21 protein-coding genes are annotated in these 24,045 nt (G+C 62.1%); 11 read left to right on the plus strand and 10 right to left on the minus strand.

What is annotated here, in order from left to right:
* Positions 1-16 precede the first annotated feature (16 nt).
* Together BLP99_RS04220 and BLP99_RS04225 are read right to left on the minus strand one after the other, a co-directional pair.
* Complete coding sequence (locus tag BLP99_RS04220; protein ID WP_072389795.1) at positions 17-1,306, minus strand: GGDEF domain-containing protein; 1,290 nt, start codon at positions 1,304-1,306, stop codon at positions 17-19.
* A 224-nt stretch (positions 1,307-1,530) separates the two neighbouring features.
* On the minus strand, positions 1,531-3,336 hold the full coding sequence (locus BLP99_RS04225; RefSeq protein ID WP_072389798.1) for a phenylacyl-CoA dehydrogenase: 1,806 nt from the start codon (positions 3,334-3,336) through the stop codon (positions 1,531-1,533).
* 274 nt (positions 3,337-3,610) lie between these two features.
* Between BLP99_RS04225 and BLP99_RS26090 the strand changes: the two genes are divergently transcribed.
* On the plus strand, positions 3,611-4,003 hold the full coding sequence (locus tag BLP99_RS26090) for a hypothetical protein (RefSeq protein ID WP_143007930.1): 393 nt from the start codon (positions 3,611-3,613) through the stop codon (positions 4,001-4,003).
* Positions 4,004-4,377: 374 nt separating this feature from the next.
* Here BLP99_RS26090 and BLP99_RS04230 read toward each other — a convergent pair whose 3' ends face one another.
* From BLP99_RS04230 to bioB, 6 genes are all read right to left on the minus strand, one after another.
* Positions 4,378-4,674, minus strand: a complete 297-nt coding sequence (locus BLP99_RS04230) for a pyrroloquinoline quinone biosynthesis protein PqqE (protein WP_072431936.1) — start codon at positions 4,672-4,674, stop codon at positions 4,378-4,380.
* A 118-nt stretch (positions 4,675-4,792) separates the two neighbouring features.
* Positions 4,793-5,473 carry a dethiobiotin synthase gene (gene bioD / locus BLP99_RS04235; RefSeq protein ID WP_072389804.1) on the minus strand — a complete coding sequence of 227 codons (681 nt, stop codon included), beginning with the start codon at positions 5,471-5,473 and terminating at the stop codon, positions 4,793-4,795.
* Positions 5,470-6,279 carry a malonyl-ACP O-methyltransferase BioC gene (gene bioC, locus BLP99_RS04240; protein ID WP_092179818.1) on the minus strand — a complete coding sequence of 270 codons (810 nt, stop codon included), beginning with the start codon at positions 6,277-6,279 and terminating at the stop codon, positions 5,470-5,472. Before bioC ends, bioD begins: the two co-directional genes overlap by 4 nt.
* On the minus strand, positions 6,272-7,003 hold the full coding sequence (locus tag BLP99_RS04245) for an alpha/beta fold hydrolase (protein WP_092179820.1): 732 nt from the start codon (positions 7,001-7,003) through the stop codon (positions 6,272-6,274). Before BLP99_RS04245 ends, bioC begins: the two co-directional genes overlap by 8 nt.
* Complete coding sequence (gene bioF, locus BLP99_RS04250; protein ID WP_092179822.1) at positions 6,996-8,174, minus strand: 8-amino-7-oxononanoate synthase; 1,179 nt, start codon at positions 8,172-8,174, stop codon at positions 6,996-6,998. The genes BLP99_RS04245 and bioF overlap by 8 nt, the downstream gene beginning before the upstream one ends.
* A 146-nt stretch (positions 8,175-8,320) precedes the next feature.
* A complete protein-coding gene (gene bioB / locus BLP99_RS04255) occupies positions 8,321-9,376 on the minus strand; it encodes a biotin synthase BioB (RefSeq protein WP_072389817.1) in 1,056 nt (351 codons plus the stop codon).
* A 90-nt stretch (positions 9,377-9,466) separates the two neighbouring features.
* Here bioB and BLP99_RS04260 point away from each other — a divergent pair, with 90 nt between their 5' ends.
* From BLP99_RS04260 to rarD, 5 genes are all read left to right on the plus strand, one after another.
* Entirely contained in the window at positions 9,467-10,207 is a 741-nt protein-coding gene (locus BLP99_RS04260; RefSeq protein WP_092179824.1) for a ComF family protein, read from the plus strand.
* Between the two features lie 58 nt (positions 10,208-10,265).
* Entirely contained in the window at positions 10,266-11,030 is a 765-nt protein-coding gene (locus tag BLP99_RS04265) for a TOBE domain-containing protein (RefSeq protein ID WP_072389824.1), read from the plus strand.
* Positions 11,031-11,096: 66 nt separating this feature from the next.
* Positions 11,097-12,998 (plus strand): PhoX family protein, encoded by a 1,902-nt coding sequence (locus BLP99_RS04270; protein WP_072431934.1) that lies wholly within the window; start codon positions 11,097-11,099, stop codon positions 12,996-12,998.
* A gap of 162 nt (positions 12,999-13,160) precedes the next feature.
* A complete protein-coding gene (locus BLP99_RS04275; protein ID WP_092179826.1) occupies positions 13,161-14,135 on the plus strand; it encodes a serine/threonine protein kinase in 975 nt (324 codons plus the stop codon).
* A gap of 204 nt (positions 14,136-14,339) precedes the next feature.
* Positions 14,340-15,227, plus strand: a complete 888-nt coding sequence (gene rarD / locus BLP99_RS04280; protein WP_072430856.1) for an EamA family transporter RarD — start codon at positions 14,340-14,342, stop codon at positions 15,225-15,227.
* A 217-nt stretch (positions 15,228-15,444) separates the two neighbouring features.
* Here the strand turns inward: rarD and BLP99_RS04285 are convergent, their stop codons facing one another.
* Positions 15,445-15,963 (minus strand): glycine cleavage system transcriptional repressor, encoded by a 519-nt coding sequence (locus BLP99_RS04285; RefSeq protein WP_072389836.1) that lies wholly within the window; start codon positions 15,961-15,963, stop codon positions 15,445-15,447.
* Positions 15,964-16,398: 435 nt separating this feature from the next.
* On the opposite strand from BLP99_RS04285, the gene BLP99_RS04290 reads away from it, so the two are divergent.
* Entirely contained in the window at positions 16,399-18,576 is a 2,178-nt protein-coding gene (locus BLP99_RS04290) for a malate synthase G (protein WP_072389839.1), read from the plus strand.
* A gap of 251 nt (positions 18,577-18,827) precedes the next feature.
* Here BLP99_RS04290 and BLP99_RS04295 read toward each other — a convergent pair whose 3' ends face one another.
* Entirely contained in the window at positions 18,828-19,274 is a 447-nt protein-coding gene (locus tag BLP99_RS04295; protein WP_072389842.1) for a response regulator, read from the minus strand.
* Positions 19,275-19,531: 257 nt separating this feature from the next.
* Between BLP99_RS04295 and BLP99_RS04300 the strand changes: the two genes are divergently transcribed.
* From BLP99_RS04300 to BLP99_RS04315, 4 genes are all read left to right on the plus strand, one after another.
* Positions 19,532-21,466: a putative nucleotidyltransferase substrate binding domain-containing protein gene (locus tag BLP99_RS04300; protein ID WP_305367269.1), complete on the plus strand. Its 1,935-nt coding sequence runs from the start codon at positions 19,532-19,534 to the stop codon at positions 21,464-21,466.
* Complete coding sequence (locus tag BLP99_RS04305) at positions 21,463-22,170, plus strand: 3'-5' exonuclease (protein ID WP_072389848.1); 708 nt, start codon at positions 21,463-21,465, stop codon at positions 22,168-22,170. Before BLP99_RS04300 ends, BLP99_RS04305 begins: the two co-directional genes overlap by 4 nt.
* Before the next feature lie 147 nt (positions 22,171-22,317).
* Positions 22,318-22,836 carry an RNA polymerase sigma factor gene (locus BLP99_RS04310; protein ID WP_072389851.1) on the plus strand — a complete coding sequence of 173 codons (519 nt, stop codon included), beginning with the start codon at positions 22,318-22,320 and terminating at the stop codon, positions 22,834-22,836.
* The gene (locus tag BLP99_RS04315) at positions 22,833-23,813 is read left to right on the plus strand and encodes a FecR domain-containing protein (protein WP_072389854.1); all 981 of its coding nucleotides are present in this window, start codon (positions 22,833-22,835) and stop codon (positions 23,811-23,813) included. Before BLP99_RS04310 ends, BLP99_RS04315 begins: the two co-directional genes overlap by 4 nt.
* Positions 23,814-24,045 lie beyond the last annotated feature (232 nt).

Consider the following 24,045-nt stretch of genomic DNA (forward strand, 5'->3'; position numbering starts at 1 on the left):
AATGCGCCGTCATCACTCAACCCGCTGCAGTTTCCATGCGCACCGCGCCCCGCCGGTTCTGACCGAAGGCAACCACACAATTGCGCCCGGCCCCCTTCGCGTTATAGAGCGCCTGGTCGGCGGACTTGAGCACTTCTTCGGGGGTCCGTTGCTCGACGCGCTCCGCCACGCCGATGCTCACGGTTACCGACACGCTGGATGTGCCGGCGCCGGAACGCCGCTGGCGACCTTGCTGGTCATCCTGAGGACGACTGTCCGGATTACGCAATTGGATGCTGTAGGTCTCGATGGACTGGCGGATGACTTCCAGGTGAGGCATGCACTCGTCGACAGTCTTGCCCGCAAACACCAGGGCAAACTCTTCACCGCCATAGCGATATGCCCTGCCGCCACCGCCGATCTTCGACAGCTTGCTGGCCACCAGGCGCAACACCTGGTCGCCGACGTCGTGGCCGTGAGTGTCGTTGAATTTCTTGAAGTGGTCCACATCACTCATCGCCAGCACATAGTTGCGCCCCAGGCGCTGCATGCGCTCGTTCAACGCCCTGCGCCCCGGCAGCCCGGTCAGTTCGTCACGGAACGCCATCTGATAGGCCTCATGGGCGACCGCCGCCGCGATCATCAACATCACCTGGCTGCACATGATGTTCAGGGTGAATGGCAGGATGAAGGTTTTCGGCAGCATCCAGAACAACCCCAGCAGGCCTACCAGTTGCGCGGCGTGCAGGGGACGGGGGTTGCGCCAGTATTGCCAGGCCAGCAAGAGGAACGCTGCGGCGAACACCGGGTAGGCCAGCTGGATCAGGCTCATCCAGGCACCATGCAACGCCGGCCAGCGGATCTCCGAAAGCCACACCAGCAACGCCTGGGGATATCTCTGCTCCAGGGCTAGGGCCACGCTGCCGAAGGCCAGCAGTACCGCGAAACGCGCCACCATGTCCTGGAACAGATGGGTACGCTCCTGCCATGCTGCGAACAGGCCAAACAACAAGGGCAGCAACAGGCAAACAAGGTGGAACACCACCGCCGCGTCTTCGCGCACCTTGCCGTTGTCGCGGTAGAAGTCGGTCTGGGTGTCCAGCAGGAAATAGGCGATGTACACCGTGACCATCAGGAACAGTTCACGCTGGCGTCGATAGACCGCGCAGTAGGCTCCGCCCAACAGCAGCACCAAGGTTGGAAGAACGTTGAACAACGACGTGAAGAAGACGTTGAGATCCTTGACGTAGGCGGCCGCAAGCCCCGCCAGCAATAGCAGCAATGACGGCAGGAAATGGCTGAAACGTACAGCGGAAGAACGCGGCAAGGGTAGAACTCCGACCCGGCTGATCAAAGATGGCATTGTGCCTGCTATTGGCACAATAAGGCACGGAAGATGTGACAGATGTCACACTGCCATCCCTGTAACGGCAGGAAGGAATGTTTTCTTAGGGTTCAGCTCGATGAATGTTTTTTCAAGATATTGGCACCCATGAAAAAGCCGCTGCTTCGCAAGGAAGCAGCGGCTTTTTCAGGAGAAACGCGTAAGGCTTAGTAGCCCAGCGCGAAGTCCTCTTCTTTCATGTCCATCAGGTTGTTGGCGCCCGACAGCATGGCGGCCACGTGGGTACGGGTACGTGGCAGGATGCGCTGGAAGTAGAAACGCGCGGTCTGCAGCTTGGCGGTGTAGAAGGCTTCTTCGGTGGTGCCGGCGGCGAGTTTTTCCGCTGCCAGGCGCGCCATGTCGGCCCAGAAATAGGCCAGGCAGGCATAGCCCGAGTACATCAGGTAATCCACCGAGGCCGCGCCGACCTCTTCGCGGTCCTTCATGGCAGCCATACCGACCTTCATGGTCAGCTCGCCCCATTCCTTGTTCAGCGCAGCCAACGGCTCGATGAACTCCTTGACCGCTTCGTTGCCTTCGTTGCCCTGGCAGAACTTGTGAACGATCTTGGTGAAGCCCTTCAGCGCCTCGCCCTGGGTCATCAGCACCTTGCGGCCCAGCAGGTCGAGGGCCTGGATGCCAGTGGTGCCTTCGTACAGCATCGAGATACGGCTGTCGCGAACGTTCTGCTCCATGCCCCACTCGGCAATGAAGCCGTGGCCGCCATAGATCTGCACGCCGTGGTTGGCCGCCTCGAAACCGACTTCGGTCATGAATGCCTTGGCGATCGGAGTCATGAAGGCCAGCAGTGCATCGGCCTTTTTCTTCTCTTCTTCGTCCACGCCATACTTGACGATGTCGACCTGCTTGGCCGTGAAGTACACCATCGCCCGGTTACCTTCGGCGAAGGCTTTCATGGTCAGCAGCATGCGACGCACGTCCGGATGGACAATGATCGGGTCGGCAGCCTTGTCCGGTGCTTTCGGACCGGTCAGGGAACGCATCTGCAAGCGATCGCGAGCGTATTTCAGGCCGCCCTGGAAGCCGATCTCGGCGTGGGCCAGGCCCTGCAACGCGGTGCCCAGGCGAGCGGTATTCATGAAGGTGAACATGCAGTTCAGGCCTTTGTTCGCCGGGCCGATCAGGAAACCGGTGGCCGCGTCGAAGTTCATCACGCAAGTGGCGTTGCCGTGGATACCCATCTTGTGTTCGATCGAACCGCAGCTCACCGCGTTGCGCTGGCCGATGGAGCCGTCGGCTTGAGGCAGGAACTTGGGCACGATGAACAGCGAGATGCCCTTGGTCCCGGCCGGTGCGTCCGGCAGGCGCGCCAGGACGATGTGGACGATGTTGTCCGCCATGTCGTGCTCACCGGCGGAAATGAAGATCTTGGTGCCGGTTACCTTGTAGGAACCATCGGCCTGGGGTTCGGCCTTGGTGCGAAGCATGCCCAGGTCGGTCCCGCAATGCGGTTCGGTCAGGCACATGGTGCCGGTCCACTCGCCGGAAACCAGCTTGGTCAGGTAAGCCGCCTGTTGCTCGGGCGTGCCGTGCTCGGAAATGGTGTTCATCGCACCGTGGGACAGGCCTGGGTACATGCCCCACGACCAGTTGGCCTCGCCGACCATCTCGCTGACTGCCAGCCCCAGGGATTCCGGCAGCCCCTGGCCGCCATGCTCGACGTCGTGGGCCAGGCTCGGCCAGCCGCCCTCGACAAATTGCTTGTAGGCTTCCTTGAAGCCGGTCGGGGTCTTCACGCCGGACTCGCTCCAGGTGCAGCCTTCGAGGTCGCCCACGCGGTTCAGCGGAGCCAGCACCTGCTCACAGAACTTGGCGCCTTCTTCGAGAATGGCGTCAACCATGTCCGGAGTTGCGTCCTGGCAAGCCGGAAGGCTCTGATAATGCGCTTCGTAGCCGAGCAGTTCGTCACGAACGAAGCGAATATCACGCAAGGGGGCCTTGTAGTCAGGCATAGCGATAAACCTCTGCTGATGTAACCGGGAATGAACGACCGCGAGGATTTGTTGTGGCGGTCAAACAGTTGTTTGAAACATACGTTTACGCCCAAATCTTGTCAAGCGTCGATCCGTTACCACTCGTCCTTCGCCTTGAAATTCATCGAGCCTGACTTGAACCAACGCCACCACTGTCAACCTTTACAGGTTCGGCGTTACGGGAAAACTGACGTACCGGCCAGGAGGCACAGAGCCGTTTCGGTCAAGACTAGCTCCCCCTGGAAGAAAGCACATGGCCACCCAATCCGCAGGAGACAGCTCGACTCGCATTCCAGGCGAACCGGACTGTAAATCTGATACAGACGGTTCTATCAGCTTCAATGGACGAGGTAGCGTCACCACTATCGCTCACGATGGAGAAGCCGGATTGATCTTTGCCTTGCAACTCGAAGATCGTTTTGCACTGACGCGCTACCTGCCTGACGGGATCAAGGACAGGGCCTTCCACGAGCTTGGTTGGAATTTCCTGGATGGCGACAAGAGTTTGCCGACACGCGTACGGATATCGTTAACCGCGTGTTGGTCCAGAATGACGACAAGATTCTCGTCGCCGGTTACGCAAATGCGCCAGACGACCTGCAAAGCGGCTTACTTGTCAGGTCGGAAGCGAACGGTGAGAGGATGACAGTTTCAATAACGGTGAACCGCTGTTGATTTCCGCACGTTGAACAAACTGAGCCACAACTCGATGGGCCTGCAACCGGACGGCAGAATCGTGGTGGTAGGTACCGCCGTCTCGGCTGGTGTAAAGGTGCAGCAGTACGAGCGCGTGACTCGGAGCGGACAGTTAGAGGGCTTCCTGTTGGCGCAAAGCCCCGGAGACTGCGCAGAGGTAACAGTCCAACCCTTGGGACGGGTTGTCATTGCAGGCAGCTCTGGGGCTGGCAGCGCAATTACCCCAACGGTCTGGGGCTACATCGCAAGTTCATGAGACACCCTGGAATGCACGACAGCCACGAATCGGGTGCACTTCTCTCCACGGCGCCAATGAACGCAAGATCAGGCGAAGGTATCGATCAACGTTCCCAGCATTTCATCGGACGCCTTGGCCACATTGACGCCCAGTTGTACCTGGAACTTGCCTTGGGCCATCTCGACCATGTTGCTGGCCAGGTCTGACTGCTGGCTGCGATCCACCGAACGCAGGCGATCGACCTGTATGTCGGACGACTGGCTGGTCAGCGAACGTTCGATCGTATTGCTGGCGATCTGGCCTGATGCCAGATCGACGCGGCCCTGCCCTGTCTGAATAGTGCTCAGACCGGCGTAGAACGCGGTATTTCCTGAGATTTCCATGGCAGGACTCGTCTTCTTGAAGGATCGACGGTGCTATTGAAGCAGAAGCCCTGGAAAAAGGCCCGTCAAAAACACTAATGGCACAGTGCCGCCTCATAGGCAAAACCTTGGCATGTCTTCATTCCAGCAAATCCAGATGCAGATGCCCAGCCACGATTTCGGCTGTCACGCCCTTGATTCTCGGCACACGACCCAGGCAGGGCGCGGGAAGGCGCTCGGCCAGGGTGGCCAGGTTTTCTTCCAGGCGAGAGGTTTTGGGGTCGATGATGTTCGCCACCCATCCGGCCAGTTGCAACCCATCGCGGGCAATCGCCTCGGCGGTTAGCAGGGCGTGGCTGATGCAGCCCAGGCGCACGCCCACTACCAGGATCACCGGTAGGCCCAGGGCCATTGCCAGGTCCGAGAGATTGTCCTGATCGGCCAGCGGCACGCGCCAGCCACCCGCCCCCTCGATCAAGGTGAAATCGGCGTTCAAGGCCAGCACTTCACGCATCGGCCCCAACAACGATTGAACTGTCAGTGCCACGCCCGCTTCCCGGGCCGCCAGGTGCGGTGCGATGGCCGGCTCGAAGGCCACCGGATTGACCTGTGCGTAACCGAGCGGCATCGAACACTCGGCCAACAACGCCAGAGCATCGGCGTTGCGCAGACCTTTGGGAGTGATCTCGCAGCCGGAGGCCACGGGCTTGCCGGCAGCCGTGCTCATACCGGCCTGCCGTGCGGCGTGCAGCAGCCCAGCGGCGACGGTGGTCTTGCCCACATCGGTGTCGGTGCCGGTGATGAAATAAGCCTGGCTCATAGCGGTTTTTCCAAAATGGCGTACACCACCTGATAAGTTGCCGGCAACCCCTGGGTCTGACGGAACCGCTCGTACGCTTCGACCAGCGCCAGGATCCGTGCCCTGCCCGTCAAGCCACCCGGTCGACCGGGGTTCAGATTGTGGGCGCCCAATGCCTTCAATTCATGAGTCAGGCTGCGCACATCGGGGTAATGCAATACATGGGGGTGTTTTTCGAGATTGACTACAGACAATCCGCTGGCTGCACACAGCTTTCGATAAGTCTCGAACTCGCGGAACCGGTTGACATGCACCAGGCCATCCACCTGACGCCAGCTGTCGCGCAACTCATGCAGGGTGCCCACGCAAAGACTGGTGAAGGCAAACACGCCTCCCGGCTTCAAGACGCGATAAGCCTCGCTCAGCACCGAGTCGAACGCTTCGCACCACTGCACCGCCAGGCTGGAGAACATCAGATCGCAACTCGCTGCCTCAAGCGGCAGTCGCTCTGCGTCGCCGGCAACGAAATACGCGGCGCCCCCCTGGGGCCGGGCGTGCCTGAGCATACCCTCGGCGATATCCAGCGCCAGGCCGTTGGCTTCACCGAAGCGTGCGCCCAAGGCCCGGGTGAAATAGCCAGTGCCGCAACCCAGGTCCATCCAGCGTCCCGGCACCATAGGTGGCAACCGCTCCAGCAGAAGCTGGCCCACGTCGCGCTGCAGTTCGGCCACGCTGTCATAGCTGGCCGCCGCCCGGGAAAACGAGGCTGCCACCTGACGCTTGTCGGGCAGGGCCGAAGGCAGTTTGGGTAGAGACAGATCAGTCATCGGCGGACTCATGCAAGAAAGCCTGGATCGCCCCCGCCACACCGTGGGGATCCTCCAGAAGGAATCCATGGCCGGCCTGTTCGATCAGGCCGACTTCGACGTCCGGCAACAATGCCAGCAAGTCACTGGCCACTTCGGCCGGTACGAGGGCATCGAGCCCGGCGAACAAGTGCAGTTGCGGACCGCGAAAGCGCTGCAACGCGACACGGGTGTCCAACTGTGCCAGCACTTGCAGCCCAGCCAGCAAGACTTCGGGCGACAGGGATGGCGCACCGGCCAGCAGTAACCGCGACAGCCCGCGTGGATCGCCGCAACCCTGGGCGCACAGCAGGCTGAAGCGCTTGAGGGTCTGGCGTGGATCGGCCACGCACCCGGCGAGGAACCCGTCGAAGGTCGACCCGGCCATCGCGCTCGGCCAGTGCTCCCGGACCACGAATGACGCATTGCTCGCCAGGGTCAGCAGACCGCAGCAATGTTCGCCCCGGCGCGCGGCCAATTCCGCGGCCAGCATGCCGCCCAGGGACCAGCCGCCCAACCAGGCGTCCTGGGGTATGGTCGCGTCCAGCTCATCGAGCCATTGGCCAAGATCGCTTGACGCCAGCGTCGGCAGCGGCTCGATTTCCACCCGCAGGTGTTCATCGAGCCCATGCAGCGCGGCCGCCAACGGCTCCAGCGGCGATACACCCAATCCCCAGCCGGGCAGCAGAATCAGTCGATCACGCATGGCTTGGCTCCGGTCCCAGTTGGGCAAAACACTCGGCCAGTGCATTCAACAATAGCTGCACCTGGGCTTCGCTGTGGGCAGCGGTCAGTGTCACGCGCAAACGGGCACTGCCAGCCGGCACGGTTGGCGGGCGGATCGCGGTCACCATCACCCCCCGCTCACGCAGCATCCGCGACAACCGCATTGCCCGCCCGGCATCGCCGATCATGATCGGCTGGATCGGTGTGAAGCTGTCCATCAACTGGAGTCCGATCTGCTCGGCCCCCTGGCGAAACTGTCGGATCAGCATCTGCAGATGCTCGCGTCGCCAATGCTCGCGACGCAGCAGTTCGAGGCTCTTGAGCGTGGCGCAAGCCAGGGCTGGCGGCTGGCTGGTGGTATAGATGTAGGGCCGCGCGAACTGGATCAGGCTTTCGATCAGCTCTTCGCTTCCGGCGACAAACGCCCCAGCAGTACCAAAGGCCTTGCCCAGAGTGCCCACCAGCACCGGTACATCCTCCTGGCCCAGGCCGAAATGCTCGACGATACCGCCTCCGTTGGCACCCAACGGGCCAAAGCCGTGGGCATCATCGACCATCAGCCAGGCCCCTCGGGCCTTGGCCTCCCGGGCCAGGGCCGGCAGGTCGGCAACGTCGCCATCCATGCTGAATACCCCATCGGTCACCACCAGGGTGTTACCGGTGGCTTTCTCCAGACGCTTGGCCAGGCTTTGCGCATCGTTGTGCAAGTAGCGATTGAAACGCGCGCCCGACAACAGCCCGGCGTCGAGCAGCGAGGCGTGATTGAGCCGGTCCTCCAGCACGGTGTCACCCTGCCCCACCAGTGCGGTCACGGCGCCAAGGTTGGCCATGTAGCCCGTGGTGAACAACAGCGCACGGGGACGGCCCGTGAATTCGGCCAGTGCTTGCTCCAGTGCATGATGCGGGCCGCTGTGGCCGATCACCAGATGCGACGCGCCGCCCCCTATACCCCACTGGGACGCCCCGGCGCGCCACGCTTCGATCACCTGCGGATGATTGGCCAGCCCCAGGTAATCGTTGTTGCAGAACGCCAACAAGGATTGGCCGTCCACCACCACTTGCGGCCCCTGTGGGCTTTCGAGCAGTGGGCGCTGGCGATAGAGATTGTCGGCACGACGGGCAGCCAGGCGTGCGGCGAGATCGAAAGGCATGCAGGCCTCGGGTGACACTATTCAAAGACTCAGGGGTTTTCCTGTGGGAGCGGGCTTGCTCGCGAATGCGGCGTGCCAGTCCAAGCATTGTGGCCTGACGCACCGCATTCGCGTGCAAGCCCCGCTCTCACAGGTTTTGCGTCGATTCAGACAGCCGCGTTGTAGAACTGCTCGCTGCTCTTTTGCTCCACCAGCGCCTGTTCGATCGCCGCCTGGTGGACCTCATCGGCATGTTCTTCACGGGCCTCGGGCTGGATACCCAGGCGCGCGAACAGTTGCATGTCCTTGTCGGCCTGCGGGTTGGCGGTGGTCAACAGTTTGTCGCCGTAGAAAATCGAGTTGGCCCCGGCCATGAAGGCCAACGCCTGCATCTGCTCGTTCATCGCCTCGCGCCCGGCCGACAACCGCACGTGGGACTTGGGCATCAGGATCCGCGCCACGGCGAGCATGCGAATGAAATCGAACGGGTCGACATCCTCGGCATTCTCCAGCGGCGTGCCGGCGACCTTCACCAGCATGTTGATCGGCACCGACTCCGGATGCTCCGGCAGGTTGGCCAGCTGGATCAGCAGGTTGGCGCGATCGTCCAGGGACTCGCCCATGCCCAGGATGCCACCGGAGCAGATTTTCATCCCCGACTCACGCACATAGGCCAGGGTCTGCAGGCGCTCGCTGTAGGTGCGGGTGGTAATGATATTGCCGTAGAACTCCGGCGACGTGTCGAGGTTGTGGTTGTAGTAGTCCAGGCCAGCCTTGGCCAGCGCCTCGGTCTGCTCCTGGTCGAGACGCCCCAGGGTCATGCAGGTTTCCAGGCCCATGGCCTTCACCCCCTTGACCATCTCCAGCACGTAGGGCATGTCCTTGGCCGACGGATGCTTCCACGCCGCGCCCATGCAGAAACGGGTCGAACCGATGGCCTTGGCGCGGGCGGCTTCTTCGAGGACCTTCTGCACTTCCAGCAGCTTCTCCTTGTCCAGGCCGGTGTTGTAGTGACCGGACTGCGGACAATATTTGCAATCTTCCGGGCAGGCGCCGGTCTTGATCGACAGCAGCGTGGAGACCTGGACGCGGTTAGGGTCGAAGTGCGCGCGGTGCACGGTCTGCGCCTGGAACAGAAGGTCGTTGAATGGCTGGACGAAGAGTGCTTTGACTTCGGCCAAAGACCAGTCATGACGCAGGTTGGCAGTGGTGCTGGCGCTCATGGGCAATTCCTTGATTATGCTTGGCTGGCGCCTGGGCAATGCAATACCCACAGGCGCGACACGGATGTTCGGCATATTTAAGGAAGAGTCATGAGCTGTCAACCGCAATACAAAAGCCAGGTTTACATCTGGTTAAAAAACAAACAATCCTGCCTGTTATGCGGGGAAACCACTGACACCCCCCAACCCATCTGTACGCCCTGCGAAAGCGAATTGCCCTGGCTCGGCGACCAATGCGGCAGATGCGCCCTGCCGCTGCCCATGGCCGACCTGCTGTGCGGACAGTGCGCCACCCGGCCACCGGCCTACGAACGGGTCTTGGCGCCCTGGGCCTACGATTTCCCGATAGACAGCCTGATCACCCGATTCAAGCATCAGGCCAAATGGCCCCTTGGCCGATTACTGGGCCAATTGCTCGCGCTGTCGCTACAGCACCACTTCGATGAAGGCCTGGAACGCCCCGACGCCTTGGTACCGGTGCCTCTGACTACTCGACGCTTGCGCCAGCGAGGGTTCAATCAGGCGAGCCTGTTGGCGCGCTGGCTCGGCACCGTATTGCAGATCCCTTGTGCAGAAAACCTGTTGCGGCGTGTCCAGGACACGCCAGCCCAGCAGGTGCTCGACGCCCGGGCACGCCGACAAAACCTGCGCCAGGCATTCGCCATGATGGCCGATGCCCCGGTCCGCAATCGGCACCTGGCCCTGGTGGACGATGTGCTGACCACCGGCGCCACCGCCCAGGCCCTGGCCCGGCTGTTGCTCGACGCCGGCGCTGCACGGGTCGATGTGTATTGCCTGGCCCGTACGCCAAAACCGGGTGAGCCGGCTTGACGCGCCAGGCCCAAGGCGCCAACGTCCTTGCATTCACTCTTTCGCACGGTTTTGCGTCATGTCATTGCCCACGCTTCTGACCCAGCACATCGTCCGGCGCCCGCAGCGCATCGCCCTGTTGCAGCATATCGCCGAACAAGGCTCGATCACTCGCGCGGCGAAGAGCGCGGGCCTGAGCTACAAGGCCGCTTGGGATGCCATCGACGAACTGAACAACCTGGCGGATCAGCCGCTGGTGGTGCGCAGTGTCGGCGGCAAGGGCGGGGGCGGCGCACGGCTATCGGAAGAAGGCCAGCGCGTGCTGCGCCTGTACCTGCGCCTGCAAGCCCTGCAGGCGCAGTTGCTGCAGGCGAGCGAGGACGCAGGTGACCTGGGCCTGCTGAGCCGGCTCATGCTACGCACCAGCGCCCGCAACCAGCTGCACGGCACGGTCCTCGGCATCGAGGCCCAGGGCCATAACGATCGGATACGCCTGGAGCTGGCCCGAGGCCTGGTGATCGAGGCGCAGATTACCCATGACAGCACGATGCGCCTGGAGCTGGAGACGGGGACCGAAGTGGTCGCCCTGATAAAAGCCGGCTGGCTGGAGCTGTTCCCCATCGGCCAGGCGCAAGCGCCGGACGACAACGTGCTGCAGGGCCTGATCGAGGAGATCGCCAATGCCAGCGACGGTCCCAGCGAAGTGCGCATCGGCCTGCCCAATGGCCAGACCCTGTGCGCCCTGGCCGACCCGCTCCGGTTGCAGGCACGCCAATTGACGGTGGGCTCAGCGGTGCACGTGGTGTTTTCGCCGACAAATGTGCTGCTCGGCACACCGTTGTAGCGCGCTGAAACAATAGCTTCATCGACCGGCTTTAAGGTGTCTGCCAAAACCAGCAGGGAGCCTGAGATGAGCCTATTAGAAGAAAACCAATCCACCGACCTGGAAAAAATCGTTGGCCTGAGCCGACGCAGCTTCATCAGCGCCGGCGCCCTGTGCGGGGCGGCGATGTTCCTGGGTGGCAACCTGCTGAGCCGCAGCGTGCTGGCCGCCGCCGTGAGCGAAGGCAACAGCAGGCTGCTGGGCTTCGACAGCATCGCCGCCACCAGCGCTGACACCATCACATTGCCGCCGGGCTACAAGTCCTCGGTATTGATCAGTTGGGGCCAGCCGCTGCAAAGGAATGCGCCGGCCTTCGACCCCAGTGGCAACGGCACTGCCCGGGCCCAGGAAATGCAGTTCGGTGACAACAACGACGGCATGAGCCTGTTCCCGTTCCCCGGTGACAACAACCGTGCGCTGATGGCGATCAACAACGAATACACCAACTACCGCTACCTCTTCTCCCATGGCGGCCTGCCGCAGTCCGCCGAAGACGTGCGCAAGGCCCAGGCCAGCGAAGGCGTCTCGGTGATCGAAGTCCAGCGTCGCCGTGGCCAATGGCAGTTCGTCCAGGAGTCGCGCTATAACCGCAGGATCCACGGCAACACGCCAATCCGCCTGCGCGGCCCGGCTGCCGGACACGAGCTGATGAAGACCAGCGCCGACAAGAGCGGCAAGAAAGTGCTCGGTACCTTCCAGAACTGCGCCAACGGCATGACACCGTGGGGCACCTACCTGACCTGTGAAGAGAACTTCACCGATTGCTTCGGCAGCAGCAAGCCCGACCTGCAGTTCGACGAAGCGCAGAAGCGCTACGGCGCCACCGTTGCCAGCCGTGAGATCAACTGGCACCTGCACGACCCACGCTTCGACCTGGCGAAGAACCCCAACGAGCTCAATCGCCACGGCTGGGTCGTGGAAATCGATCCATTCGATCCAGACTCCACGCCGGTCAAACGTACGGCCCTGGGCCGCTTCAAACATGAGAACGCCGCCCTCGCCCAGACCAATGACGGCCGCGCCGTGGTGTACATGGGCGACGACGAACGTGGCGAATTCATCTACAAGTTCGTCAGCCGTGAACGCATCAACCATCGCAATGCCAAGGCCAACCGCAACCTGCTGGACCACGGCACGCTGTACGTGGCGCGCTTCGATGCCGGTGACGGCAACCCGGACCATCCGAAAGGCAAGGGCCAGTGGATCGAACTGACCCATGGCAAGAACGGCCTCGACGCCAGCAGCGGCTTCGCCGACCAGGCCCAAGTGCTGATCCACGCACGCCTTGCCGCCAGCGCCGTTGGCGCCACGCGCATGGACCGCCCGGAGTGGATCGTGGTCAGCCCGAAAGACGGCCAGGTCTACTGCACCCTGACCAACAACTCCAAGCGCGGCGAGGAAGGCCAGCCGGTGGGCGGACCGAACCCTCGGGCCAAGAACGTCTACGGACAGATCCTGCGCTGGCGCACCGACCGCGACGACCATGCCTCCAAGACCTTCTCCTGGGACCTGTTCGTCGTCGCAGGCAACCCGACGGTGCATGCCGGCACGCCAAAGGCCGGTTCATCCAACATCAATGCGCAGAACATGTTCAACAGTCCCGATGGCCTGGGTTTCGACAAGGGCGGACGGCTGTGGATTCAAACCGACGGCGACTCCAGCAACACCGGGGATTTCGCCGGCATGGGCAACAACCAGATGCTCTGCGCCGATCCTGACAGCGGCGAAATTCGCCGCTTCATGGTCGGGCCAGTGGGTTGTGAAGTGACCGGCATCAGTTTCTCGCCGGACTACAAGGCCATGTTCGTCGGGATCCAGCACCCGGGGGAAAACGGCGGTTCGACATTCCCTGAGCATCAGCCCAATGGCAAGCCACGCTCCTCGGTGATGGTGATCACCCGGGAAGACGGTGGAGTCATCGGCGCCTGACAGGGCCTCATCGCGAGCAAGCTCGCTCCCGCAATGGTTCCGCTATCCCTGTGGGAGCGAGCTTGCTCGCGATAGCGTCAGCACAGCCGCCACCTATCTGCCTCTGTCTGCGCTACCATGCCGGGCCGGACGCGGCAGCCCTGCCGCTGCGCAGGAGTCAGCATGTCCCATCCATTTGAAAACCTCACCCCCGACCTGGTACTCGATGCCGTTGAAAGCATTGGCTTTCTCAGCGACGCCCGGGTAATGGCCCTCAACAGCTACGAAAACCGGGTCTATCAGGTGGGTATCGAGGATGCCGAGCCGCTGATCGCGAAGTTCTATCGCCCCCAGCGCTGGACCAACGAAGCGATTCTCGAAGAGCACCGCTTCACCTTCGAACTGGCCGATTGCGAAGTGCCGGTGGTGGCTCCACTGATCCACAACGGCACCAGCCTGCATGAACATGCCGGATTCCGTTTCACCCTGTTCCCCCGTCGCGGCGGTCGTGCACCGGAGCCGGGCAACCTCGATCAGCTCTACCGCCTGGGGCAACTGCTCGGGCGCCTGCATGCGGTGGGGGCCACTCGCCCCTTCGAACATCGTGAACCCTTGGGCGTGAAGAACTTCGGCCATGATTCGCTGACCACCGTATTGGAAAGCGGATTCATCCCCCGCAGCCTGCTGCCCGCCTACGAGTCGGTGGCCAGGGACCTGCTCAAGCGTGTCGAAGAGGTCTACGCCGCCACACCCCACCAGAACATCCGCATGCACGGTGACTGCCATCCGGGCAATATGATGTGCCGCGACGAGGTCTTCCACATCGTCGACCTGGACGATTGCCGCATGGGACCGGCAGTGCAGGACCTGTGGATGATGCTGGCCGGTGATCGGCAGGAATGCCTGGGACAGTTGTCGGAATTGATGGACGGGTATCAGGAGTTCCACGACTTCGACCCGCGGGAGCTGGCCCTGATCGAGCCCCTGCGCGCGTTGCGCCTGATGCACTACAGCGCCTGGCTGGCGCGGCGCTGGGATGATCCGGCTTTCCCTCGCAGCTTCCCGTGGTTCGGCAGCGAACGCTACTGGGGCGACCAGATACTGGCGTTGCGCGAGCAACTGGCGGCGCTCAATGAAGAGCCGCTGAGGCTGTTCTGACGACCGCCGCGGATCCCTTGTGGGAGCGAGCTTGCTCGCGATTACGCGCGAACATTCGACGCCCTTGTCGACTGACCCACCGCTATCGCAAGCAAGCTCGCTCCCACAGGGGATTGCAGTGAAACGCTCACAAAGGTTCACAGCACAACCCGAAAAATCTCCTTACAATCACGCCTTTGTTAGCTGCCTAAGCAAGGATTCTGCATGCAAGCCGCCAACCCGCGCCGCGGGTATATCCTGGGCCTGAGTGCCTACATCATCTGGGGTCTGTTCCCGATCTACTTCAAGGCCATCGCCAGCGTGCCGTCGGTGGAGATCATCATCCATCGGGTGCTGTGGTCGGCCCTGTTCGGCGCGGCGTTGCTGCTGGTCTGGAAACACCCGGGCTGGTGGCGCGAACTGCGGGACAACCCACAGCGCCTGGCGATCCTGGCCCTGAGCGGGACACTGATCGCGGCCAACTGGCTGACCTACGTCTGGGCGGTGAACAACGAGCGCATGCTCGAAGCCAGCCTGGGTTACTACATCAACCCGCTGGTGAACGTATTGCTGGGCATGTTGATCCTCGGCGAGCGCCTGCGCCGCATGCAATGGCTGGCGGTGGGTTTGGCGGCGGTCGGCGTGGCGCAGCAGGTCTGGCAAGTGGGCAGCCTGCCCTGGGTGTCACTGGTGCTGGCGCTAACCTTCGGCTTCTACGGATTGATCCGCAAGCAGGCACCGGTCAAGGCCCTGCCAGGGCTGGTGGTGGAAACCTGGATGCTGGTGCCGATCGCCATCGCCTGGTTGTTGTTCAATCCCACGGCCACCAGTGCCCAGGCGGCGTTCTGGACCACCTCCGAAGCCTGGTGGCTGGTGGCGGCAGGCCCCGTGACGCTGGTGCCGTTGGTGTGCTTCAACGCCGCAACACGGCATTTGCCCTACACTACCATCGGTTTTCTCCAGTACATCGCGCCGACGCTGGTGCTGCTGCTCGCCGTAATGCTGTTTGGTGAGCACCTGTCGCCCAGCACACTGGTGGCGTTCCTGTTTATCTGGGCCGGGCTGGCGGTGTACAGCGTCGATGCGGTGATCAGCATGCGTCGACGCAGCTGATCAAAAAACGCACAACCATCTACAGGCCACGTCTGGCGTGGCCTGCGCTCATCCTTCCCAAGGTTATCCACAGCGTGATCCCCGCCGTTTGTGCACAAGCCCTTGAAAACTGATGATTTTTTGAGCATTCCTCGCTGAGGCCCGGCGGGCTTGGGCTGGAGCCGGGTCTCTACAGGTTATCCACAGGCAGGCGCAGTTTTTCCTTGGATAACCTTCGTCACGCTTCGTCGCTGAGCTTGAGCTCCACCATCAACTCATCGGCTAGGGTTTCCAGGCGTTCCTGCAAGGTGTCCAGCGACAGGGTCAACGGCACGCCCAGGATCGCTTCGGCGTGAAACAACAACTCGCTGCTCATCGGCGCCGGCCCGACATGGGTCACCAGGCGCTCGACGTTGACACCCTGCTCGCTCAGCAATCGAGTGATGTCCCGCACGATACCGGGACGGTCGTTACCCACCAGTTCCATGGCAATGGGTTTCCAGTCGCAGGATTGCTCCACCGTGCTTTCTGCGATCAGGACGCGAATGCCATTCACCGACAGCCCCTGCAAGGCTTCGATCAACGCTTCCTGGGATTCGGCCGGGGCGCTGATGCGCAAGATCCCGGCGAACTGCCCGGCCAGGCGCGACATGCGGCTTTCCAGCCAGTTACCCCCATGCGCGGCGATGCAGTCGGCAATGCGCTCGACCTGCCCGGGCCGGTCCGGGGCAAAAACTGTGATGACCAAGTGGTCCATGGCGCAGCCCTCTTGTTGTGAGAAGCGAAAGTATAGGCAGAGCACACACTCCTGCGACACATGCGTCCAGATGGACATCTGGCAAATCGTGTACAGTTTTTTATTTTTATCTGGAACAATTCATCTGTTTTTTGAGAACATCTCATACCTCGCCGTGACTGTACTGCTTTAGTCGGTCGCGGAACGACGCAATTAGTCTAATTTTCACAACCGCAACTGATCATGTAGTATTCCGCAGCGCGCACTACATAATGTTGGACCGATGTCGGCTCAAGGCGCAGTCGCATCCCTGAAAAGCCCTATCCGCAAGGCTTGATACCCAGCCGCCAGTGATGGCATGTACTGGTTCCGGGGTTTGTGCTTTAAATGTCCCGAGGCTTCATTGTCAAATTCGAGAGCTGAAAAGCGAAATAGCTGAGCAGAGTGAGGCAAGCAATGACTGAACACGTTCAAGTCGGTGGCCTTAAGGTCGCCAAAGTCCTGTTCGACTTCGTGAATAACGAAGCCATTCCCGGAACCGGCCTCACCGCCGACGCGTTCTGGGCCGGTGCCGACAAGGTCATCCACGACCTGGCGCCGAAGAACAAAGCCCTACTCGCCAAACGCGACGATTTCCAGGCACGTATCGATGCCTGGCACCAGGCACGTGCCGGCCAGGTCCTTGATGCCGTGGCTTACAAAGCCTTCCTGCAAGACATCGGTTATCTGCTGCCAGAAGCAGCGGATTTCCAGGCCACGACGCAAAACGTCGATGACGAGATTGCCCGCATGGCCGGCCCGCAACTGGTGGTGCCGGTCATGAACGCCCGCTTCGCCCTGAACGCCTCGAACGCCCGCTGGGGCTCTCTGTACGACGCCCTGTACGGCACCGACGCCATCAGCGAAGCCGATGGCGCGGAGAAAGGCAAAGGCTACAACAAGGTACGCGGCGACAAGGTCATCGCCTTCGCACGCGCCTTCCTCGACGAAGCCGCTCCCCTGGCGGCAGGCTCTCATGTCGATTCCACCGCTTATAAAATCGTCGACGGCAAGCTGGTCGTCACCCTCAAGGGTGGCAGCAACAGCGGCCTGCGTGACGATGCCCAACTGATCGGTTTCCAGGGCGACGCCTCGGCTCCGGCGGCCGTGCTGCTCAAGCACAACGGTCTGCATTTCGAAATCCAGATCGACGCCAGCACCCCGGTTGGCCAGACCGACGCCGCCGGCGTCAAGGACATCCTGATGGAGGCCGCACTGACCACCATCATGGACTGCGAAGACTCCGTCGCGGCGGTGGACGCCGACGACAAGGTGGTGATCTACCGCAACTGGCTCGGCCTGATGAAGGGCGACCTGTCGGAGCAGGTGTCCAAGGGCGGCCAGACCTTCACCCGCACCATGAACGCCGACCGGGCGTACACCGCCGTCGACGGTTCGAGCCTGACGCTGCATGGCCGTTCGTTGCTGTTCGTGCGCAACGTCGGCCACCTGATGACCATCGACGCAATCCTCGACAAGCACGGCAACGAAGTGCCGGAAGGCATCCTCGATGGCCTGGTTACCAGCCTGGCGGCGATCCACAACCTCAACGGCAATACCTCGCGGCGCAACAGCCGTACCGGCTCTATCTACATCGTCAAGCCGAAGATGCACGGCCCGGAGGAAGCAGCTTTCACCAACGAGCTGTTCGGTCGCATCGAAGATGTGCTGAACCTGCCGCGCAATACCCTCAAGGTCGGCATCATGGACGAGGAGCGCCGTACCACGGTCAACCTCAAGGCCTGCATCAAGGCCGCCAGCGAGCGTGTAGTGTTCATCAACACCGGCTTCCTGGACCGCACTGGCGATGAAATCCACACCTCCATGGAAGCCGGTCCGATGGTGCGCAAGGCGGATATGAAGGCCGAGAAGTGGATTGCCGCCTACGAGAACTGGAACGTCGACATTGGCCTGAGCACCGGCCTGCAAGGTCGCGCCCAGATCGGCAAGGGCATGTGGGCCATGCCGGACCTGATGGCCGCGATGCTCGAACAGAAGATCGCCCATCCGATGGCCGGGGCCAACACCGCCTGGGTACCGTCGCCGACTGCCGCGGCCTTGCACGCACTGCACTACCACAAGGTCGACGTGTTCGCCCGCCAGGCCGAACTGGCCAAGCGCGCCCGCGCCTCGGTGGATGACATCCTGACCATCCCGCTGGCCGCGAACCCGAACTGGACGCCGGAGCAGATCAAGAACGAACTGGACAACAACGCCCAGGGCATCCTGGGTTATGTCGTGCGGTGGATCGACCAGGGCGTGGGGTGCTCGAAGGTGCCGGACATCAACGATGTCGGCCTGATGGAAGACCGCGCGACCCTGCGTATTTCCAGCCAGCACATCGCCAACTGGCTACGCCATGGCATCGTTACGCAAGACCAGGTGATGGAAAGCCTCAAGCGTATGGCCCCGGTGGTGGATCGCCAGAACGCCAGCGACCCGCTGTACCGCCCGCTGGCGCCGGACTTCGACAGCAACATCGCCTTCCAGGCGGCGGTCGAGTTGGTGATCGAAGGCACGAAGCAGCCCAACGGCTACACCGAGCCGGTGCTGCACCGCCGTCGTCGCGAGTTCAAGGCAGCCAATGGGTTGTGATTGAGCGGTAGAGACGCAACGCAAAAAGCCCTGATCGAAAGATCAGGGCTTTTTCATTGGAAGTAACAACAATGCCAACACCGGTAATAACGCCAAGCGCTGCTTTTGTGGCGAGGGATACCGCTGGGTTGCCAGGCAACCCTGAAGCCTGTCGGCTCGGCGTGTCAGGTTAATTGGAATCAGCTTGCGGGGCTGCTGCGCAGCCAGCGGGGATGAATTTTCTCACCACCGTTCAGGTTCCACTGGCGACCTCAAAGATCCATCCCCAACTCATGCTTGACCAGCCCCAGCAACTTCTCGGTGTCGATGGGCTTGAGCAGGAAGTCCACCACGCTCAGATGCATGGCCTCAATGGCATCTTTCACGTCGGCATCGCCGGACACGATGATGATCGGCAACGCGGCCCGCTCGGACTCGCGCACCAGGCGCACCAGCTCCAGTCCATCGACATTGCCCATGCGAAGATCCGTGATCAGCAGGCCGATCGACGGCTTGGTCTCCAACATCTTGAGCGCGGTTTCCCCGCTGGCCGCGGTCATGCAGCGGATGCCGTCCAATGCCAGGATTTCCGACAGCAATTCGCGGGCATCCTTGTCGTCGTCGACGATCAGGACGCGCTGCGGCGGCAGGTCAGGTTCCAGCATGACGGCATTCAGCGCCTCGCGCTCGGCGTCACTCAAAATATCGTGGTCGGACATGATGCTCTCTACGTTCTTGAAATCGATCCCCTGGCTCAGTGGTCAGACATCGTTCGGCAGCGCTTCAATGTGCACTTCGTCGGATTTTTTTCCAAGAAGATTCAATGAAGTTTTTTTCAGGGCGCCGCGCGGGCTTCTCCCGTCATGGAGGTCCTTTGCCCAGACCTAGACTTACGTCCAATGGGCACCCCACCCGCAGAGGTTGACCATGGGGAACAGATCCGACCACAACAATTCAAAAAAGACTCGCAATGGTTATGAAAAAAGCGGACGCCTTCATCCAGGCAGGGAAAACCGCGGTGTTGCAGAACATCCAGGGCACATTGCAGTTTCTCCAGCGCTTTCCCCCGTTCAACCAGATGGAGAACGCTCACCTGGCTTATCTGGTGGAGCAATGCCTGCTGCGGTTCTACGCCCCGGGCGAAACCATCATCAAGCCGGCCGATGGACCGGTGGAGCATTTCTACATCGTCAAGCAGGGCCGGGTAGTGGGAGAGCGTCCACATTCGGCCAAGGGTGGCACCGAGACTACGTTCGAAATCACCACGGGCGAGTGCTTTCCCCTCGCCGCGCTGCTGGGCGAGCGCGCAACACGCACCGAGCACCGGGCTGGCGAGGACACCTTCTGCCTGCAATTGAACAAGCAGGCTTTCATCAAGCTGTTCGCCCTTTCCAGCCCCTTTCGCGATTTCGCCCTGCGTGGGGTCAGCAGCCTGCTCGACCAGGTCAACCAGCAAGTCCAGCAGAAGTCCGCGCAGGCCCTCGGCACCCAGTACTCGCTCAATACGCGCTTGGGTGAGCTGGCGATGCGTCATCCGGTCAGTTGCAGCCCTGACACGCCGCTGCGGGAAGCCGTGAAGCTGATGCACGAGCAGCAGGTCGGCAGCATCGTGGTGGTGGATGAACAGAAAGCGCCGGTGGGGATCTTCACCCTGCGCGACCTGCGCCATGTGGTGGCCGACGGTTCCGGGGATTTTTCCCAGGCCATCGCGGTGCACATGACCCAGACCCCGTTCTACCTGACGCCGGACCACAGTGCCTTCGATGCGGCCATCGCCATGACCGAACGCCACATCGCCCATGTCTGCCTGGTCAAGGAGCATCGGCTGTGCGGGGTGGTCTCGGAGCGGGACCTGTTTTCGCTGCAACGAGTCGACCTGGTGCACCTGGCACGGACCATTCGCAACGCTCCGCGCGTGGAGAACCTGGTAGGCCTGCGCGGCGAGATCGGCCAACTGGTGGAGCGCATGCTGGCCCACGGCGCATCGTCGACCCAGATCACCCACATCATCACTTTGCTCAACGACCATACGGTGTGCCGGGTCATCGAGCTGACCCTGGCCGACAAGGGCGACCCGGGCGTACCGTTCAGCTGGTTATGCTTCGGCAGTGAAGGTCGACGGGAGCAGACCCTGCACACCGACCAGGACAACGGCATACTCTTCGAGGCCCGGGACGCGGCCCATGCGGCGCAGATTCGCGGCCTCCTGTTGCCCATCGCCCAACAGATCAACCAGAGCCTGGCGCTCTGCGGCTTCGCCCTGTGCAAGGGCAACATCATGGCCGGCAACCCCGAGCTGTGCCTGTCCCGCGCCGAATGGGCCCGGCGCTTCGCGGCGTTCATTCGCGAGGCGACGCCGGAAAACCTGCTGGGATCGAGCATCTATTTCGACCTGCGAGTGGTCTGGGGCGATGAACAGGGTTGTGAACAGTTACGCCGGCAGATTCTCGACCAGGTGGCCGATAACCGCCTGTTCCAACGCATGATGGCCGATAACGCCCTGCGCCATCGGCCACCGGTGGGGCGTTTCAGGGATTTCGTGCTGAGCCGCAAAAACGGCGAAAAAGCCACCCTCGACCTGAAAGTCCAGGGCCTCACTCCCTTCGTCGATGGGGCCCGCCTGCTGGCGCTGGCCAATGGCATCGAGGCCAACAACACCCTGGAGCGCCTGCGGCAGCTGGTGGCCAAGGGTGTGATCGAAGCGCTGGACGGCGCGGCCTATGAAGAGGCGTACCACTTCATCCAGCAGACCCGCATGCAACAACACCAATTGCAGACCCGCGAAAACCTGCCTTATTCCAACCGGGTCGATCCCGACAGCCTCAATCACCTGGACCGTCGCATCCTGCGCGAATCCCTGCGCCAGGCCCAACGCCTGCAAAGCAGCCTGACGCTGAGGTACCAGCTGTGAACCTGTTTTCCTGGCTGCGTCCGGCCCCGCCAATGCTTGCGGACTCGTTGCAGCGACGCCTGGCGGAACTGCCGACGCCCACGCCCCTGGGCGAGTGCAGCTTGCGGGAGCAGCGCTGGGTGGTGGTGGACCTGGAAACCACCGGCCTGAACCTGAACAAGGACCAGGTGTTGTCCATTGGCGCGGTAGTGATCGAAGACGGCGCCATCGACTTCAGCCAGCAGTTCGAACGCACCCTGCAATGCGAAAAGGAAAAACTGGGCCCCAGTGTGCTGATCCATGGCCTGGCGCCCAGTGCCATCGCCGCCGGGAGCGACCCGGCCGAGGCGCTGCTGGCCTTCATGGAGTTCGTCGGCGACAGTCCGCTGCTGGCTTTTCACGCACCGTTCGATGCTCACATGCTCGGACGCGCACTGAAGGACTACCTGGGCTACCGCTTGCAGCACCCGTTCCTGGACGTGGCGGACCTGGCGCCGATGCTCACCCCCCAAGCCCACCTGCGCAAGGCCGGCCTGGATGAATGGGTCGACTGGTTCAAGCTGCAGGTTTTCGATCGCCACAACGCCAGTGCCGACGCGCTCGCCACCGCCGAGCTGGCGCTGATCCTGTTCAGCCGCGCTCGCCAGCAACAGATCCAGAGTCCGCTGGACCTGCAGCAGCGCCTGGGCCAATGGAAACGGCGACAACAGGCCCCTTCGCTTTGACCTGAGCTGGCGAACACGCTGCGCTTGTGAGAGCCAGCCCTCATGCAGGATGTGCAACACCACCCGATCGGCGCCAATTGCTTTCCCGCCCCCGCCTCTGCCACAATCGCGAACAATTCTCGTTACTTAAAACATCGGTGATACTCCGTGTCGTCAATTCCTGGCCCTCACAGTGATCTGGTTGGTGCGCTGTACCGTGACCATCGTGGCTGGCTATTGGCCTGGTTGCGGCGCAACGTCGCCTGCCCGCAACGGGCCGAGGACTTGAGCCAGGATACGTTCGTGCGCCTGTTGGGCCGCGAGCAATTGAAGGCACCCCGCGAACCCCGGGCCTTCCTGGTGGCGATCGCCAAGGGGTTGCTGTTCGACTATTTCCGTCGGGCGGCACTGGAGCAGGCCTATCTCACCGAACTGATGCTGATTCCAGAAGGCGAGCAGCCATCGCCGGAAGAACAGCACTTGATCCTCGAGGACCTCAAGAATATCGATAGGCTGCTCGGCAAACTGTCGAGCAAGGCTCGCGCCGCGTTCCTCTACAACCGCCTCGACGGCCTCGGCCACGCCGAGATCGCCGAGCGCCTGGGCGTTTCGGTTCCCAGGGTGCGCCAGTACCTGGCCCAAGGCATGCGTCAGTGCTACATCGCACTTTACGGAGAACCGACATGAACCCGGTCCATTCCAAACCGGTTTCGTCCAGCGTCCTGGACATGGCCATCGCCTGGCAACTGTCCCTGGACTCGGGCAGCGGCACTCCCCAGGACCGCGAGGCCTTCGCCCAATGGCATGCCGCCGACGAAGAACACGCCCGGGCCTGGCGGCAACTGGGCATGCTCGACCAGCGTTTCAGCGTGGCCAGCGGGCCGGCGCGGGCCGCGTTGCTGCAGTCGCGGGTCAGCATCCGGCGTCGGTTGCGCAAGGTAGGCAGCGGCCTGGCCAGTATTGTCGCGGTGATCGGCCTGGCGCTGTTTGCCGGGGAGCGTTACCTGCCGCTGGACTACTGGCTGGCCGACAAGCGCACCGCCACGGGCGAACAACGCACCCTGCGCCTGGCTGACGGAACGCTGATCAACCTCAACACCCACAGCGCCCTCGATGTGCGTTTCGACGATAAGCAACGGCGCATCATCCTCCAGGAAGGCGAGATCCTGGTGGAAACCGGCCACAACGATCCGCGTCCGTTTATCGTGCAGACTCGCGAAGGCAGCCTGCGTGCCCTGGGTACGCGGTTCCTGGTCAAGCGCGAGGAGGACGCCACGCGCCTGAGCGTCCTGCAGTCCGCCGTGGCGGCCCATCCCGAGGCAACACAGCAGGAACAGATTCTTCGCGAAGGCCAGCAGGTGCTGATGCGCCGCAACGGCTTCGGGCCGACGGTGGCCTTGAGTCCCGGTGCCGATGCATGGACCCGTGGCATGCTGGTGGTGGACAACGCCCGTCTGGAAGAGCTGGTCCATGAACTGGGGCGCTACCGTCGCGGCTACCTGGGCGTCGAACCACAAGTGGCGGATTTGCGCATCACCGGCAGCTTCCCGTTGCACGACACCGACCTGGCCTTGACCGCGCTGCTGCCAACCTTGCCGGTACAGATAGAGCATCACACCCGCTGGTGGGTCATGGTGCAACCGAAGACCGAAGCCAAGCCGTGAGAGGACGGGTTTTCGGCGGATAGCTCAATATGAGCAGGCTCGCTCCACAGTGACCCGGGTGACCCCACCATTGCGGGCCACGCAGCCTCTTGTGGGATGAGCCTGCTCGCAATGAGACCACCTGAGCGCCGCCTGAACCGACAGGTGGCATCCATCCAATCTGAATCTAAATTATTTTCATCCAGCCCTATCACTTTTCGACTTTCATCCGGCATCCAGGCAATTGAGAAAT

The sequence above is a fragment of the Pseudomonas sp. NFACC32-1 genome (genome assembly GCF_900101215.1).
Classification (GTDB): Bacteria; Pseudomonadota; Gammaproteobacteria; order Pseudomonadales; family Pseudomonadaceae; genus Aquipseudomonas.